Origin of the sequence: Psychrobacter urativorans (assembly GCF_904846695.1) — a bacterium.
GTDB lineage: Bacteria > Pseudomonadota > Gammaproteobacteria > Pseudomonadales > Moraxellaceae > Psychrobacter > Psychrobacter urativorans.
The window spans coordinates 1-16,165 of sequence record NZ_CAJHBR010000016.1 but is presented as its reverse complement, the minus strand read 5'-3'; the positions used below and the strand labels follow the sequence as shown (position 1 = coordinate 16,165).

At 40.6% G+C, this 16,165-nt stretch carries 17 protein-coding genes and 1 tRNA gene; 9 read left to right on the top strand and 9 right to left on the bottom strand.

All coding sequences use genetic code 11. The annotated features are described in order from the left end of the window. Positions 1-350: 350 nt before the first annotated feature. Entirely contained in the window at positions 351-917 is a 567-nt protein-coding gene (gene ahpC, locus JMY09_RS10540) for an alkyl hydroperoxide reductase subunit C (RefSeq protein WP_201623553.1), read from the top strand. A 109-nt stretch (positions 918-1,026) separates the two neighbouring features. On the opposite strand, the gene JMY09_RS10535 is transcribed toward ahpC, so the two are convergent. Continuing rightward, positions 1,027-1,263 (bottom strand): YdcH family protein, encoded by a 237-nt coding sequence (locus JMY09_RS10535; RefSeq protein ID WP_201623552.1) that lies wholly within the window; start codon positions 1,261-1,263, stop codon positions 1,027-1,029. Between the two features lie 442 nt (positions 1,264-1,705). Between JMY09_RS10535 and ahpF the strand changes: the two genes are divergently transcribed. Then, positions 1,706-3,286 carry an alkyl hydroperoxide reductase subunit F gene (gene ahpF, locus JMY09_RS10530; RefSeq protein WP_201623551.1) on the top strand — a complete coding sequence of 527 codons (1,581 nt, stop codon included), beginning with the start codon at positions 1,706-1,708 and terminating at the stop codon, positions 3,284-3,286. 310 nt (positions 3,287-3,596) lie between these two features. Here ahpF and JMY09_RS10525 read toward each other — a convergent pair whose 3' ends face one another. From JMY09_RS10525 to JMY09_RS10510, 4 genes are all read right to left on the bottom strand, one after another. After that, positions 3,597-3,929, bottom strand: a complete 333-nt coding sequence (locus JMY09_RS10525) for a TIGR01244 family sulfur transferase (protein ID WP_201623550.1) — start codon at positions 3,927-3,929, stop codon at positions 3,597-3,599. 52 nt (positions 3,930-3,981) lie between these two features. After that, positions 3,982-4,308 (bottom strand): beta-lactamase hydrolase domain-containing protein, encoded by a 327-nt coding sequence (locus JMY09_RS10520; RefSeq protein ID WP_201623549.1) that lies wholly within the window; start codon positions 4,306-4,308, stop codon positions 3,982-3,984. Positions 4,309-4,690: 382 nt separating this feature from the next. Next, positions 4,691-6,400 (bottom strand): SulP family inorganic anion transporter, encoded by a 1,710-nt coding sequence (locus JMY09_RS10515; protein WP_201623548.1) that lies wholly within the window; start codon positions 6,398-6,400, stop codon positions 4,691-4,693. An 84-nt stretch (positions 6,401-6,484) separates the two neighbouring features. Further along, complete coding sequence (locus tag JMY09_RS10510; protein WP_265088016.1) at positions 6,485-6,802, bottom strand: ArsR/SmtB family transcription factor; 318 nt, start codon at positions 6,800-6,802, stop codon at positions 6,485-6,487. Positions 6,803-7,232: 430 nt separating this feature from the next. Between JMY09_RS10510 and JMY09_RS10505 the strand changes: the two genes are divergently transcribed. From JMY09_RS10505 to JMY09_RS10490, 4 genes are all read left to right on the top strand, one after another. Continuing rightward, a complete protein-coding gene (locus JMY09_RS10505; protein ID WP_201623547.1) occupies positions 7,233-8,105 on the top strand; it encodes an MBL fold metallo-hydrolase in 873 nt (290 codons plus the stop codon). Between the two features lie 118 nt (positions 8,106-8,223). Continuing rightward, positions 8,224-8,406, top strand: coding sequence for a YgaP family membrane protein (locus JMY09_RS10500; protein WP_201623546.1), 183 nt, complete (start codon positions 8,224-8,226; stop codon positions 8,404-8,406). Positions 8,407-8,531: 125 nt separating this feature from the next. Next, positions 8,532-9,158 carry a class I SAM-dependent methyltransferase gene (locus tag JMY09_RS10495; RefSeq protein ID WP_201623545.1) on the top strand — a complete coding sequence of 209 codons (627 nt, stop codon included), beginning with the start codon at positions 8,532-8,534 and terminating at the stop codon, positions 9,156-9,158. Positions 9,159-9,441: 283 nt separating this feature from the next. After that, positions 9,442-9,879, top strand: coding sequence for a thioredoxin family protein (locus JMY09_RS10490; protein WP_201623544.1), 438 nt, complete (start codon positions 9,442-9,444; stop codon positions 9,877-9,879). 107 nt (positions 9,880-9,986) lie between these two features. Here JMY09_RS10490 and JMY09_RS10485 read toward each other — a convergent pair whose 3' ends face one another. From JMY09_RS10485 to JMY09_RS10470, 4 genes are all read right to left on the bottom strand, one after another. Next, the gene (locus JMY09_RS10485; protein WP_201623543.1) at positions 9,987-10,388 is read right to left on the bottom strand and encodes a hypothetical protein; all 402 of its coding nucleotides are present in this window, start codon (positions 10,386-10,388) and stop codon (positions 9,987-9,989) included. 180 nt (positions 10,389-10,568) lie between these two features. Then, a complete protein-coding gene (locus JMY09_RS10480) occupies positions 10,569-10,928 on the bottom strand; it encodes a SirB2 family protein (RefSeq protein ID WP_201623542.1) in 360 nt (119 codons plus the stop codon). A 204-nt stretch (positions 10,929-11,132) separates the two neighbouring features. Then, positions 11,133-11,456, bottom strand: coding sequence for a BolA family protein (locus tag JMY09_RS10475; protein WP_201623541.1), 324 nt, complete (start codon positions 11,454-11,456; stop codon positions 11,133-11,135). A 271-nt stretch (positions 11,457-11,727) separates the two neighbouring features. Then, positions 11,728-12,540 (bottom strand): M48 family metallopeptidase, encoded by an 813-nt coding sequence (locus JMY09_RS10470; protein ID WP_201623540.1) that lies wholly within the window; start codon positions 12,538-12,540, stop codon positions 11,728-11,730. Positions 12,541-13,069: 529 nt separating this feature from the next. On the opposite strand from JMY09_RS10470, the gene JMY09_RS10465 reads away from it, so the two are divergent. The 3 genes from JMY09_RS10465 to JMY09_RS10455 all read left to right on the top strand — a co-directional run. Then, positions 13,070-13,144, top strand: a tRNA-Gly gene (locus JMY09_RS10465). 1,170 nt (positions 13,145-14,314) lie between these two features. After that, entirely contained in the window at positions 14,315-15,307 is a 993-nt protein-coding gene (locus tag JMY09_RS10460) for an OmpA family protein (protein ID WP_227677283.1), read from the top strand. A 63-nt stretch (positions 15,308-15,370) separates the two neighbouring features. Continuing rightward, positions 15,371-16,165 (top strand): hypothetical protein (locus tag JMY09_RS10455; protein WP_201623539.1); only part of this gene is annotated, 795 nt, incomplete at its 3' end.

Here is a 16,165-nt window from a genome sequence, read left to right as displayed (position 1 = left end):
TTTGATAAAGATAATAAGTGTAAGACTTAACAAAAGTTAAAATGTGACACACAGGGCTAATAATACTATGATTTTTACTTACTTTTTTTAGCGGTTATATATTCTCTCTATTCTATAGTGAACAAAGCGGTAGGCATAGGTGGTTTACGTATAATTAGATAATGAGCAATAGGCTTTAACAACATTAATAAAACCAAACATCAAAATAGAAACTTTTAAATAGAGTAATCATAGAATTAGCGTATAGTCTGTTTGGTAAGCCTAGTTAGGCCAACCGCTAACTGAGATAAATATTAGCCAGTCTACTAGACAAGTGGTAATCAATTAACTTAATAATAAAGGATCTACTCATGGCAGCTATTATCAATCAAGAAATCCCAGAATTTTCAACCCAAGCATTTGTAAATGGTGAATTCAAAACTATCACTTCAGAAGACGTAAAAGGTAGCTGGGCAATCTTTATGTTCTACCCACATGACTTTACTTTTGTATGTCCTACTGAATTAGAAGACATGGCTAATCATTACGAAGAGCTAAAAAGCTTAGGCGTAGAAGTCTATGCAGTATCTACAGATACTCATTTTGTTCATAAAGCATGGCATGATTCTTCAGACGCTATCGGTAAAGTAACTTACCCAATGCTTGGTGACGGCACTGGTAAAATCACTCGCGGTTTCAACATCATGATCGAAGAAGACAACGCAGCATTGCGCGGTACTTTCTTAGTGGATCCAGATGGTCTTATCAAAGTTGCAGAGATTCATGACTTAGGTATCGGCCGTAGTGCAAAAGATATGCTACGTAAAGTTAAAGCGGCACAATATGTGCGTGATAATGATGGTGAAGTATGTCCAGCAGCATGGGAAGCGGGTCAAGCAACCCTAAAACCAAGCCTAGACTTAGTTGGTAAAATCTAAGCCAGTTATAGCGTGTTTAAGTACATTTTACGCTGTAAAGTTTAGCTATTAAAAAATGCCCCATTAGCTTAAGTTGATGGGGCATTTTTATGCTCTAAATGAATTGAGATTATAGTTTGTTTTTATCTATTATTTTATAAATCTCATCTTTGAGCTTTAATTTGCGGCGTTTCATTTGTTCAATTTCATCATCACGGCTGGCATTTTTAACCCTATCTTTCTCAAGCTGATTAATTTGCTGATCAAGTAGAGTATGCTCATCAAACAGCACCGCGAAGTGGCTGTCTTTTTGCTTGAGTTCGGCAATGATATCTTTGTTGTCTTGAAAAGTATCAGTTTTTCTCATGAGGTCATCCTTGTTTTATGTGGCGCTAGTATGAGAACTAGCACTTTATGATGAAGCTGGAGTTTTCTTAGCTACTTCAACAATAAACCGGTGGAGCTAGCTTATCTTTTTAATAAGTAGCTACCCTTGATTGTAGCGAAATAATCACCTTGATACTATCTCTAACCGTCTACAGCAAGCTATTACAACACTGTCATAACAGCTCTGTATCTATTTAAAATACAAAATACTTATCATTATACGATTGGTTTTACTAAAGTTAATATTCGGATTTCTCAGCTTGCCCAAAATAATGAAACCCCTGATAATAGAGTTATCAAAAGTTAGTAGATAGCTGGTAACAGCTTGCCTATATTGAGCAACGGCTAATACTTAGTAACTACTGACTTGCTACTTTTTAAAATTTTAACGACATTTACTCTATAATAAAATAGGAATCACCATGATAGACCAAAGCTTATTAGATGCAGTCAAGAGCTATAGTGAAAAGATGTCCCGTCCTATTACCTTTGTATTGGGTAGAGGCGAACACGCTAAACGTGCCGAATTGATAGAATTTTTGACTAGTATCGCTAGTACTACTGACAAGATTAATTTTAATCCTGAAGCCAATGACAGCAGTTTGCCAAGCCCTATTAGTTTTGCGGTGCGTAGCCATATTGATGATACTTTAGTTGATAATGGTATTGTGTTTAGTGGTATCCCTGGTGGCCATGAGTTCACGTCATTGATCTTAGCTATTTTGCAAGCGGGTGGTCATACCTTAAAGCTGGATGAAGGTATCCAAAAGTTAGTGAAGCGTTTTAACAAGCCGCTCCAGTTTCAGACTTACGTATCTCTGTCATGCCACAGTTGCCCAGAAGTAGTACAAGCACTCAATCAGTTTGCCTTATTGAATGAAGGTATTAGCAATGAGATGATTGATGGGGCCTTGTTTCAAGAGCAAGTAGACGCTAATAAGATCCAAGGCGTGCCTGCGGTATTCTTAAACGGTAAGCCCTTTGCTAACGGTTTGATTGACACTGCCAAACTAATCGCAAAACTACAAGAGCAGTATCCAGACTTGTTAAATGAAGCGAGCGCAGAAGATACTGAGCAACTTGAGCAGCAAGATGTCACTATCATTGGTGCCGGACCAGCTGGCGTTGCAGCGGCAATCTATACGGCTCGTAAAGGCCTAAAAGTCACTATGGTCGCTGACCGTATTGGCGGACAAGTTAAAGATACTCAAGATATCGAAAACTTGATTTCAGTCCCTTTGACTAATGGTACCGATTTATCGAATAATTTGATCAAGCATTTGGGTGAATACAACATCACCATAAAGCAACACGTCAATGTTAAGTCGCTTGATCAAACTGAAGACGAAAACTACAGCATTCATCTGAATACTGGTGAGACTTTTGAGAGTCGTAGTATTATTCTAGCGACTGGTGCTCAATGGCGTAAGCTTAACATTCCAGGCGAAGAAGAAAACACGGGTAAAGGCGTAGCTTATTGCGCTCATTGCGATGGCCCTTTCTTTAAAGGTAAAGATGTTTCAGTGATTGGCGGTGGTAACTCCGGTATCGAAGCAGCACTAGATTTAGCTGGTATCGTCAACCATGTTACAGTCTTTGAATATGCTGATGAGCTAAAAGCTGATCAGGTGTTAATCAATAAAGCCCGTGAAAAAAACAACATCGAAATCATCACTAGTGCGGCGACCAAAGAAATCAAAGCCACAGATGGTAAAGTTAGCTCTATCGTCTATGAAGACCGCAAAACTAGCGAGATTAAAGAAGTTGATTTAGCTGGGGTATTTGTGCAGATTGGACTGATACCTAATACTGACTTTATCAAAGGTTTCGTCGATATGAATCGCTTTGGTGAGATTGAGATTGATGAGCGCTGCCGTACCGATCGCAAAGGTATCTTTGCTTGTGGCGATGTCACTACTGTACCGTTTAAGCAGATTAATATTGCTATGGGTGAGGGTAGTAAAGCTGCATTAAGTGCTTTTGAATATCTAGTAATGCAGTAAGATTAATACTTCTCAATAGAGTGAACTTATTTTAAAAAACCATCTCGATATCGAGGTGGTTTTTTTTGTAGCTAATCTTGCTTTGCGCTCCTATCTTGCTCACCCACTGGAGCGGTGACTAGAGTCTGATGGCGTCTCGATAACTCCCCCAGCCAAGTCCCCGCAATCGAGTGTTTAAGCAAGGATAACCACTGCAATCAAGACTAAACCGCTTTTTGCGGCAACGCTCATAAAAAACACCCATCATTATTTATGATAGGCGTAGTTAGAGACAGTAGGCACAGACTATTTAGTTTAGTCTTTAGGTAGATCAGTCGTCTAACAAATCCATCTGCTTGGCCGCTTCATAGATACCTGTTGAGCGCGCACCCGTACGACAAAATATCAAGATTGGCTGTTCGGCTTGATTAAAAAAATCGGCGAACTCTTCAACATGAGGCTGAGTAAGTCCAGTTCCTGCAAAAGAAATCTCTTTGTAAGCAATACCGGCCTTTTCGGCAGCAGCAGCAATATCAGCGCTAGTAGGCTGATTACTCTCTTCGCCGTCAGGACGATTATTAATAATGGTTTTGAAGCCATTTTCAGCCAGCATAGCAACTTGTTCAGGAGTGACTTGTCCTTGGATACTAATATTATGCGCCATAAAAATTCCTCGGTTTGGATTATTGAGTTAAAACGGTGATAGGTTTAGCTATCTAGAGCAGACCTTGCATTAATGCACTTTGATAAAGCAATTTAGCGCGAGCGCCAGTACCACAAAACATCAAGATAGGCTTAGGAAAAGCATGATAATAAGTGGCAAACTGCTCGACCGTGAGTAAGCTTAAGCGTTCATCGTCAAAAGGTAGATGATGGTAGGCTAAGTTTGCTTGCTTAGTAGCAGTGGCTAGCTCTTGGCTACTTGGCTGAGTGATATGCTCATCATCAGGACGAATATTAATCACTGAACGATAGCCTAGCTCAGCAATCTTAGCGCATTGCGTAGGATAGATTTGTTTATAAATAGTGAGATTATCAGTCATAAGTAATGTCAGTTGCTTGTGTTGAGTAGCGGTTACTTGAGTAGCGATTACTTGAGTATTAGCCTCTAAACAGAATTTTAAATGGTAGCCTTACAGTATAACTGAGCTTAAGCGTGGTGAATATAGTTCAATTAATAACTTGGTTATAGGCTAGGCTGCTTTTATAGGGAATATTTGATGCCGACTATCTTCTAATTAGTGCCTTCTGCTCAGTTATTTAGGTTAAATGTCTTACACCCATTACGTTGTGCTAAGTCGTTTACCTTGCTGAGCAATGAGCAATGAGCAATGAGCAATGAGCAATTTAGGGTTCGCTCGTTATCGCTCAACAAAATGCTATTTTATAGCATACAAGCAATACTCATCAGCGGTGCAAAATAGCTTAAGTATCTTTTAGAGCAGTAACAGCATCCATATTGCTCAAATAGACTTGCCCAGATAGTTCAGAGATCAATGGCGTATGTTCAATAATATCCATGACTGGCCCCTTAATAAAGCTAAAATGTAGACGCTTGTTCTGCGCAGCAAGCTCTTGATTAAGGGTGATTAGCATCTCTTGAGCGGTGAGGTCAATATGATTGACAGCAGCCATAATTAAGATGATTTCCTTGGCCTCAGGATACTTTTTTGTCGCTTGTATAACGTGGCGATGTACCGATTCGCTATTACCAAAAAACAAACTCTCATCAACGCGTAGCATCACTAAGTTATGATAAGTGATGACGTCATGACGATTAATATTGCGAAAGTGTCCAGTACCTGCCAGCTGCCCGACGACAGCTACATGCGGCTGGCTGGACTGCAAAATCAAGCTAGCAAAAGACACCATCAAGCCGATAACTAAGCCAGTATTTAAGCCAAATATCAGCACCCCAATAAAAGCAGCTATAAAGCTTGCAGCATCTAAACGATCACGCTGCCAAGCCGATTTAAAAGTAGCAATATCAATCAGGCCAATAATCGAGGCCATAATAGTTGCGCCTAGTATCGCATAAGGCAGGGGAGCCAGGGCTGTGCCAAAGGCGATCAAAGCAGCAATCATCACGATTACAGTCACTAAACTGGCCAGTGGGGTTTTAGCCCCTGAGTCAGCGTTAATAGCGGTACGCGAAAATCCACCAGCAACCGCAAAGCTCTGAAAAAATCCACCAGCTAGGTTAGCCAGCCCTAAGCCGGTCAGTTCACGATTAGCGTCAAAGGTTTCCCCGCGTAAGCGCGCATAGTTACTAGCAACTGAACTACTGGAGACAAAGACAATCAATGCCATTAGACCTGCTGTTGGCAATAGGTTCAGCGCCTCACGTAAGTCTGGAATATAAGGCAAAGTAAAACTAGGTAATCCCTGCGGAATAGCGCCAATAGTGGCTACTCCAGCAGAAGACCAGTGCAGTATTGAGCTCAGTAACAGCGCGCTGATGAGTAGGATAAGAGGAAACAAGCGCTCAGCCCATTTGGCGTAGCTGACCGAGAGCCACGAGCGCCAGACCCACTGGCTGGCATAGCGATTAGCGACTAACAAGCTAAAGGCCGCCACCCCAATCAATAGCGTTAATGGGTGCAGTTGCTGAGCATACTTCACCATACTCGACACATAGCCAACTAAGCTGTTGCCAGCGACTGGAATATCCGTTAAATATTTGAGCTGGCTGACGAAGATCAGTACGGCAGCACCGCTAATAAAGCCAGCTGATACCCCGCGACTAATGAACTGCATAATCCAGCCAAGTTTCAGCCAACCTGCTATCCATAACAGTGCTCCGACCATTAACGCTAATAGACTGGCCATTAATACGTACTGCTCAGCCCCTTGATCCGCGTAAGCGTGTAGAGCACTAGCGGTCATAATGGCGGTGATGGCAACAGGGCCCACTGCCTGTACGTTACTAGAGCCAATCCAAGCATAAACCATAACTGGCACTATAGCGGCATACAGCCCATAAACAGGCGGCAGACCTGCTAACACCGCATAGCCTAAGCTTTGTGGAATGACTAACACCCCTACCACTAATCCGGCGACTAAGTCAGTCAATAGGGCAGAGAGTGGGTATTGGCGCAACCAAATCGGTATCAGACGCTGAGCAGCATTAGTCATAAGAAAGTACCATCGTCTTGAACAGTTATCAGGTTAAGCTTAGCATACAAAACAGCGGTCAAATCACAGCGCTAGCTGTCAATTTTACTTTGAACAAAAGCGCTCATAGAGAAGCTGCAACACCGCTAAAGCATCATCACTGGCGATACTATAATAAATTTGTTTGCCTTCGCGACGAGTAGCTACTAGCTTGTCTTTACGTAGAATGCCAAGCTGTTGTGATAAGCTTGGCTGTCCAACACCAACTGAACTCTCAAGCTCGCTAACACAATATTCACCTTGGGTTAGCTGACATAGCAATAGCAAACGATCAGGGTGTGATAATGACTTCAGAAGTTTGCTTGCTTGCTGTGAAGCTTGTTGCATTTGCTTAGCAAGATCTAGCGGGACAAAGTCAGCCATATTTACTGATTCTAAGCCATCGCTTTTATCAGTATCAGTCGGTATCAACGGGGTCGTTAATGAAGTAGTAGTTGTCAGAGCGGACTCCTTAAGTAGTCACAGTAATGTCATTATTTTATACTAATTATTATGTTATTTAGGGCGTTTTGGACATTTACAAGTCGATTACTGCTGTAGCTGACTGTCCAATATTATCTAATCTGAGCGAGCTGAAGGTTAATTATATAGTATACCCAATATAATTATCAAAATTTACATTATATAAATTGATAAAGTGTTTAGGGGTTGTTATATTGACCATGAGTTCGACTATTAACTAAAGCTGCCAAACTCTATTACATCTTGGCAGACCATCAATATAATTAGAAGCTAGCGATAGTAGCTTAAGACTAAACCCTGAATACTAGGTTTCGATTACAGCGAGGACAGCATGCAAGTACATTCTTTCTTACATCAAGACACAGAGACTTTTACCCACGTATTAGCAGATACCTCAAAGCAGCTATGCGCCGTTATTGATCCTGTACTGGATTTTGATCCTAAGTCAGGAAGTACTGGCAGCACCGGAATCGATGAGGTTATTGAGTTCGTGCGTAGCCAGGAGTGGCAGCTGGTGTATATTATTGAAACGCATGCGCATGCTGATCATTTATCTGCGGCTATCCACTTGCAACAAACCTTAGGTGGCGAATTAGTGATGGGTAAATATATCACCCAAGTACAGAAAATATTTAAGCAAATTTTTAATTTTGATACTAGTTTCCGTACTGATGCCAGTCAGTTCGATATTTTAACGGCAGAAGGTGATACTTTGGTGTTAGGTGATATTACTATCACTGCTATGCATGTGCCCGGACACACGCCTGCTGACATGGCCTATATCGCTACTGATGACAGTAAAACAGCAGTCTTTGTGGGTGACACGCTATTCGCCCCTGATGTGGGCACTGCACGTTGCGACTTCCCAGGCGGCGATGCCCGAACTTTGTATCAGTCTATCCAAAAAATATTAGCTCTAGCTGATGATACGGTCATTTATCTATGCCATGACTATCCTAGCCAAGGTCGTAAGCACTGTGCGACTACGACAGTTGCGGCGCAGAAATTGGCTAATATTCATGTCAAAGAAGGTATCAACGAAGCCGAGTTTGTAGAAATGCGTGAGCGCCGCGATGCGACTTTAGAGATGCCACGCTTAATAATCCCTTCAGTCCAAGTGAATATCGATGCTGGTAAATTGCCTGAGCCTGAATCGAATGGAACTCGTTATCTAAAAGTACCTATTAATGTACTTGGGCAATGATTCTACAGCCTAAATCAGTATGATATAAATAGTCTTTTTACTATGGCTAGTCCAGATATGTCTAGCTTATTATTTAAAGTTTCTGAGCGCATCAGCAACTGCAATAAAGGAGTTAATTATGCAGATTAATATTGGCAACAACGAGAGAGTACTACGCATTATTGTCGGAGTAATTATCATCGGCCTTGGGGTTTATTTTCAGAGCTTGTGGGGTATTATCGGGTTAGTGCCTTTATTGACTGGTATATTCCGTTTTTGTCCGTTATATACTATGCTGGGTATGAATACCTGCAAACGTTAAGCTAATGCCATAGCAAAGCCGCTGCTCTGTTGTCAAAGGTCAATAATACTTAGTGTTATTGACCTTACTAAATGCAGTAAATAGCGAAAATAAACTATTAGCTACTGCGGCAAATGGAGAACGCAATGAACCCTTACAAACGCTATGTACTGCCAAAAATAATTGATATAGCTTGTAGCACTGATGCTGTGATGAGTGCCCGCGCCAAAATCGTTCCGCAAGCACTAGGCGAAGTATTAGAGATTGGCATCGGTAGCGGTCTTAACTTAGAGTTTTATGATCGGCAAAAGGTGGCAACTATAGTTGCAGTTGACCCAGCTGCACAGATGCAGACTGTGGCACGTCGGCGTGCCGATGCTATTGGTATCCCCGTTGAGATAATGGCTGTTGATGTGCAGGGCATTCATGCGGCAACCGATCGATTCGATACTATTGTTATGACTTTTACACTATGTAGTATCAATGAGCCAATACCAGCGCTGCAAGAAATGATGCGAGTGCTGAAACCAGCAGGGCGATTGCTATTTTGTGAGCATGGCTTAGCACCGGATGCCCCAGTTGCGCGTTGGCAACAGCGATTGACGCCTTGGTGGAAGCCGCTAGCAGGTGGCTGTCATCTCAATCGTGATATTCCAGCACTTATTGAAGCAGCTGGGTTTAGCATTGAGGAGCTAAGGGCAGAGTATTTATCAGCGCCACGGGCGCTAACCTATATCTATAGCGGCTCAGCCCGACCATCATGCCAAAATTAGCAATTAGCAATTAGCAATTGTTGCTGTGCAGAACATTCAATCAACACTGTAAATAAACTAGGCAGTACCTTGCTAAGTAAGTCTCTGCAACAAAGCGTAAGCCCATATAGTATTAAGTCCGCCAAACGTAAGCATAGAGCCATAAACTCAATAAAAGTGTTAACCTAGTTAGTAATAAGCACCTCTTTTTAAGTTAAAGCCAGTTTTTTAGCTATCCGCGCTTTAAGCTAACAATCATGGATCATGATAACCAGCAAATAATAATTAAAATAGGAGTTACCGAATGAGTGAACAAAGCTTGCATATCGTTTGTAATAATTGCCAAGCGACTAACCGGTTACCAGCGGAGCGTCTAGCGGCTAATCCTAACTGCGGTAAATGCGGCGAGGCATTGTTGACAGCTAGCGTGCATGAGCTAACGACGCAATCGACCAATAAAGTTATTCAAAAGAATGATGTCCTAACTATTGTGGACTTTTGGGCGAGCTGGTGTCAGCCCTGCTTAATGATGGCACCACATTTTAAGACGGCTGCTAGTCAATTACCGCAAGTAGTGCTGGCTAAGCTGCAAACCGATAAATACGAGCAAGCCGCCGCCCCTTATAATATTCGTAGCCTACCGACGATGGTGGCTTTTCGAGGCGGTAAAGAAATAGCACGGCAGTCAGGTGCTTTGTCTAGTGGTCAGATCGTACAGTGGATACAAAGCTTGCCATCATAAATAGCTTTTGATGCTAATTGCCTGCATTTAAGCGACAAAAAAGCCAATACTTTACTAAGGTATTGGCTTTTTTATGTTGAACATTTGAGATTAACTATTGTTTAACTTTATTCACCATAAATCTTAATACCATTGGCAAAGCTACAGCGCTTAATACGGGCAGATTGAATGATGGCATCACGCTCACCATAAAGCCGTGATAACTTAACATCGCGAGCGTTGGTGTCGTTGCTTTTGCCCACCCCAAAACTGATATTGGGAGAGATACCCCAGCGTCCTGCAGAGATACCTACGCCGACCCCAGAGGATGATAAAGTTGAGCGCTCGTTACGTGTAGCCTCAACATAGCTATTGACTCGATTATACTCTTGAGTGAGTGCTTGGCAGTCGTAGCTTTGATAAGTGCTGGGCGGTACATATTGTGGGGTTAGATTGCCAGTTGTTGCACAGCCTGAGAGACCAAATATACCAGCTGCGCTCAAAAGCGTTGCTGCTGTGAGTTTTTTCATAGTGGCTCCGTAAGGCTAAGGTATTGTATTTGCATGGAATATATTAATAATATAATACAAGTGCTTAAGATAGCAAAATTAAAGCGCTGGTGATACTAAAAACATAGCATTTGAAGTCTAAATCGATGCTAAAAAACCAGAGCATTAATTATAGAGTGATTTAGACCCAAAACTTAGAACTTAAAAAAAGTTAGCCGGCTTGGTACAAGCTAATACTACTATGCCTATATAAGCTATGGTGGCGATAGCAACCCCCACTTTAGTTTGTGACGGCAGGGCATTGGGACTAAAGGCTTTGATACTGGCGCTAATAGCAGCAATGAGTAAAACAATTTTGGCCAATACCCATTGAATAGGAGCATTAACGCTTAGTAGCTGCATGAGCATCCAGCCGCCTGAAACAATAATCAAGGCGTAAAGAATATGGTTAGCAATTTTGATTACTCGTGGCGGCCGTTTCTGCGCGCTCAATACTAAGTAGCTCTGATATATAAATAGGCCTATCACCAACAGTGCCAACAGAGTGTGCAAATGTTTCATTAAGTGTTAATCCTTTAGTATGAAAGTTCACGAACGAGAGCGATGATGCACAAATTCATATGAAGTCTGCTGGAAATATACTTTTATATAATGATAAAAGTATATTAGTAAAATAGCTGTTATTTATAAGCGATAATTCTATAGGCACTAAGGTTAGCTAGCAGCTACTATAAGAGTAAAGATACTATTATTTTGTCATATCTATTATGAGTTTTGACCTGCACATAGCGGGCTAGTAGGGCTTTGAGTTTGCTGCTGCCACTCCGCAGGCGTATAAGCATGAATAGCAAGCGCATGAACATTACCTCCTTTTGAAGTTAATAATTCTGCGACTGAAGCATAAACCAGCTGATGACGTGCCACTAGACGTTTATTATCAAAAACTGCGCTGACGATAGTGAGCTTAAAATGGCTCTCCTTACCTTCAAAATAGCCAGCATGATTCATGGACTCATTAATCAGTTCAAGGTGTTGAGGATGTAATTCCTGTAGCCCTAAGTCAAGAGCAGCAGCAGTAGGCGTATTCATAGTTATACCTCAATGATCTAAACGCTAAACAGTTATAAAATTAAGCGTTTAGTATAACAGATAGTAAAACCTTAATAATATAGAGCTAAAGTAGGGTAGCAGTACGCTAGGAATGGTTGTACCTTACGTATAGCTGATTGATATACCTCAGTATATAAAACACTCAAGCAAAAAATAGAGCATGAACAGTCATTCATACTCTATTAATAGTTGTGGTTTCTCAAATGCTAGACTTACTTAATTTACTGTATTAATCATCAATAGTTAGCAACTAGCGACGTGATTTTTGATACAGCGGCGTGACCTTAGGCATCAAAGCTTGCAACTGGGTAATACGATTGCTACTCGATGGGTGAGTGCTTAAGAACTGCGGTGGCTCACCTTGGCTGGCACGTTGCATTTTTTGCCATAAGCTAATAGCTGCTTGTGGGTTATAACCGGCACGTGCCATTAGCTCTAGACCGATTTGATCTGCTTCACTCTCTTGCGTACGACTATGAGGACGACTTAAACCAAAGTCACCAGCTAAGTTTGCCAGCTGTGCTTGACCTTGTGAGAGACCGAATACACTAGCAGCTACACCAATACCAGTTTGCGTTGCATACTCACGCGATAAGCGTTCACGTGAATGCTCACGTAAAGCATGCGACATCTCATGACCCATAATGGCAGCAATTTCGTCGTCGGTTAAATTTAATTTATCAATAATACCAGAATAGAACATGATCTTACCACCAGGCATAACAAAAGCGTTTAGCTGATCAGACTTGATGGTGTGAACTTCCCAATTCCATTTGGCTGCATCTGGACGATAAACGCCTACTTGACCTACCAAGCGATTAGCGATGCCTTTTAAACGATTAAGTTGAGCTTTATTAGTATCCAGTACGCCTTTAGCCCGTGCTTCTTGAATATTTTTGTTATAGCTTTGCGCTGAAAGCTGTAATACTTGCTCGCTAGATACTAGCAATAGTTGCTGACGATCGACACCGATAGCACCACCGTTAGTAGTAGTACTACAACCTGTTAAGCTTAGTACTGATAGTGATGCTGCCATAACTGTAGTAGTTACTAGCTTTTTCATAATATACGTCCTCGTAAGAGATAAAGTTGTACAAATAATAAAGATGAAAAATAATTCGCTTTATTATAATAAGCATTACTGTGCAAATCCAACACTGCAATAGTAACAATACAGCGTAGCATTGTAAGTAATACGATTTACTAGCATGTAATTCATAAGTTATGTAATGATAGGTAACTAAAACACAGATATTGCTTGATACTAAAGCTGGGAAAAGGCGGTAGCGATAGAAATAGTAGTCTATAAAAGATCCTAAACTCTAGCCGTTGCATCTAATTTTATCAGACATTGTTATAAGAGCTGATTATTAGATTACCTTTTTTAAAATTTTAATTAAAATAAAAAATATTTATACTGAAGAAATATAGTTTTAAATCAATTGTTTGAAATCGAATCTAGTATTATTATAGGTCTAAAGAGTCTATGGTAGGTGTTATTGAAGAAAATAAAGATTGACACTTTCGTAGAAGTTGCTAGAATAGCCAGCCTATCCAGAGGTAGTCGTGAATAACGCTACATTTTGATATATGCGGGAATAGCTCAGTGGTAGAGCATAACCTTGCCAAGGTTGGGGTCGAGAGTTCGAATCTCTTTTCCCGCTCCAAATATGGCTTGAAAAAGCAGGAAGCCTCACTATGTAATGTAGTGAGGCTTTTTTTATGCCTGCAATTCGGTGCTTAAGTCGATAAATCAGCCGCCTTCTATATCTTAATTAAAGCTGATACAGAATTGATTTGATCCTTAGCATAGTGGTGGTCACTGTAATTGAGCTTATATTAGTGTATTTTTCATATTCTCTGCATCACCTATTACTCCAAGCCAATTTCGCTATATCATTTTTACCATCAATTAGCTACACAGTATACGGGCCTTTATTGAATATCAATTAAGCGGGTAGCTGATTTTAGCTACAGAGCTTCAAAACTATTCATTGCCCCATGATTCTTGCTAATTGAAAGGTCTAATACACCGCTCTAATACACCGCTCTAATAAATATTAAATCATATCTGACCATTCGCTATCAAAAAATAGTAATTTATACTTCTATCATATTAATAGAAGTAGCAGACAGTCTATATAAACGTTTTATATGACAATTGTTAGCACTGAATATCAAAATCCCAGCTTAATAGCTGGGATTTTTTTTTGCTAAATAATGATCGCCTATTATTACCAAACGTTTTGCAATTCCAGCTTAAGTAAATTCCTGTCACTACTCACGTGTTCTGTAGTCCGTTTTCTAAAGCTTATCAGCAGCATAGTTATTTTTTGCTACTAGCTTCAGTATTCATTACTAGTAAGCACAGTAATCCCTCTAATGAGTATGTGATGAATAAGAAATGAATGGTCATTACTGGTAAGCAATTTATCTTTTTCAGGCTCTTCTAAATAATTTCAGGCTTTACCTCATGTCATTAAATTTGATTTTTTGCTGTGAACCTTAATCAACTGTGATATATTCATTAAAACGAATATTTATATCCGTTTATTCGAATATAATTAATTTTAACTCTAACTATCATATTTTCTCTGAGTTTACTGCGTTTAGGTCGGAATATTGAAACGATGAAAATAGATGGTTTTACAATAAATTAATAATGTTAATAGAAAGCATTAACAGCTACTGGGATAGCTGCTAATGCGTTTGTTGTATTAACAAACTAAATTCAATGAGAGAAATAAGGCTTTTTCTGCTGTTTTTGTAGGATGGGTAGAGGCTCAGTAGAACAAATACCAATAGGCTTCATTTTTCGCTTACTTAGAGGTAATGACATGAATAGCAAAATATTATTATCGCCAGTACTAGTAATAGCAATGAGTCTAATTGGTTGTCAAATGATGGCTGGCAATCAGCTATCCAATGCTGATATTGCAATCAATAAAATCAAGTGGAAAAAGAGTGGAGTTGTTTTTGAGCAGCCCAGTGACAACATGCTAAAAGCTAACGAAAGCCGAATTGTTTTTATACGTCAAAGTGAGACTGCTACTGAAACAAACCCTATCGTAGTGGGGATTGGTTCTGATGATCTTGTTGGCGCTAATTTAGACAACCTGTTTCAAGTTAGCTTAACTAATAATCATTATTCAGATGTTGTTATCTGTAATGGCTCACAGATAATTACTGTTCAAAATATGAATAGCATAAGCGCACAAGTACTAGCTCAGTCAAAGCGGTTTGACTTTATACCGCAAACCACGACTTATTTAAAAATAAGCCTGTCTGCAGCAGGCGCACCTACGATTGAAAAACTGCCTACTACACAAGCATTGTCGCTGTTGAGTCAAAGCATGCGTCAAACGCATCAAATTAGTCGTGTTTTCATAGACTGTAGCAGCCCTCAACCAGCAGTAATTCCTCAACCTATTGTTGTAATGCCCTTAACAGTAGAATCTCCAGCATCAAATCAACCGATAAGAAATGAAAAACAGTTCACAGTCTTGTTTGACTTTGACAGCACTAAAATTACAACCAATACCACAGCTGAGTTAGGTGCAATGGCTGACTTTATCAAAACCCGTCGTACGATTAATAAAATTATTTTAGAAGGTCACACTGACAACAAAGGCTCTGATAACTACAACTTAGAGCTTTCTCAGGCACGCGCTAATAAAGCTAAAAGTATTTTAGTAAATATATATGGCGTCGACAGTATGAAGCTGACTCCTATGGGATATGGCGAATATAAACCTGTAGATACTAATACTACTAGACAAGGACGTCGAAATAATCGTCGAGTTGTCGCTACTGTCATATCGGAAGAATAGATCTCTCAATAATTTTATTTCGATAATAATTTCCCTCAAAATCAATAGTCCAAGGATGAACTTATGAATAACATTATGGTTAAAGTCAACGGTAAAGACAGTGTCATTGCTGAAAAAATCATTGTTACAAAAGATAGCTTACCTACAGTTATCCAAGCCAGAAATAAAGTGAACTATGAGCTTATTGAGCAAGTTACTGGAAAGGCACCAGATCATATAATAACTAAGCGGGTAGGCAAGCATTTAGAAATCTCATTTGAAGAGGACAGTAATACACCTGATCTTATCATTGAAGGCTTCTATGACAGCACCGATAGCGCTCTTATAGGTTTAGGCGAAGATGGTAGCTACTATTACTACGTGCCAGATACAGGAAAAGTAGGGGATTACGTTACTGAGTTACAAGCTGGTGAAATTGAAGGCCAAGCGATTGGCGGTCAGTCACAGGCTTCCCCTTGGTGGGTTGGTGCTACGGAAGGCTTTAATGCTCTTCCTTGGCTAGTTGGACTAGCTGGTGTTGGTTTAGCAGCAGCTATTTTCGGTCATGATGATGATGACAGCGACGCTGACGCTGATGCCGATGCCGATGCTGATGCCGATGCCGATGCCGATGCCGATGCTGACGCCGATGCTGATGCTGATGCTGATGCTGATGCTGATGCTGATGCTGATGCCGATGCTGATGCTGATGCTGATGCTGACGCCGATGCTGACGCCGATGCCGATGCCGATGCCGATGCCGATGCCGATGCCGATGCTGATGCTGATGCTGATGCTGATGCTGATGCTGATGCTGATGCTGATGCTGATGCCGATGCCGATGCCGATGCCGATGCTGATGCTGATGCTGATGCCGAT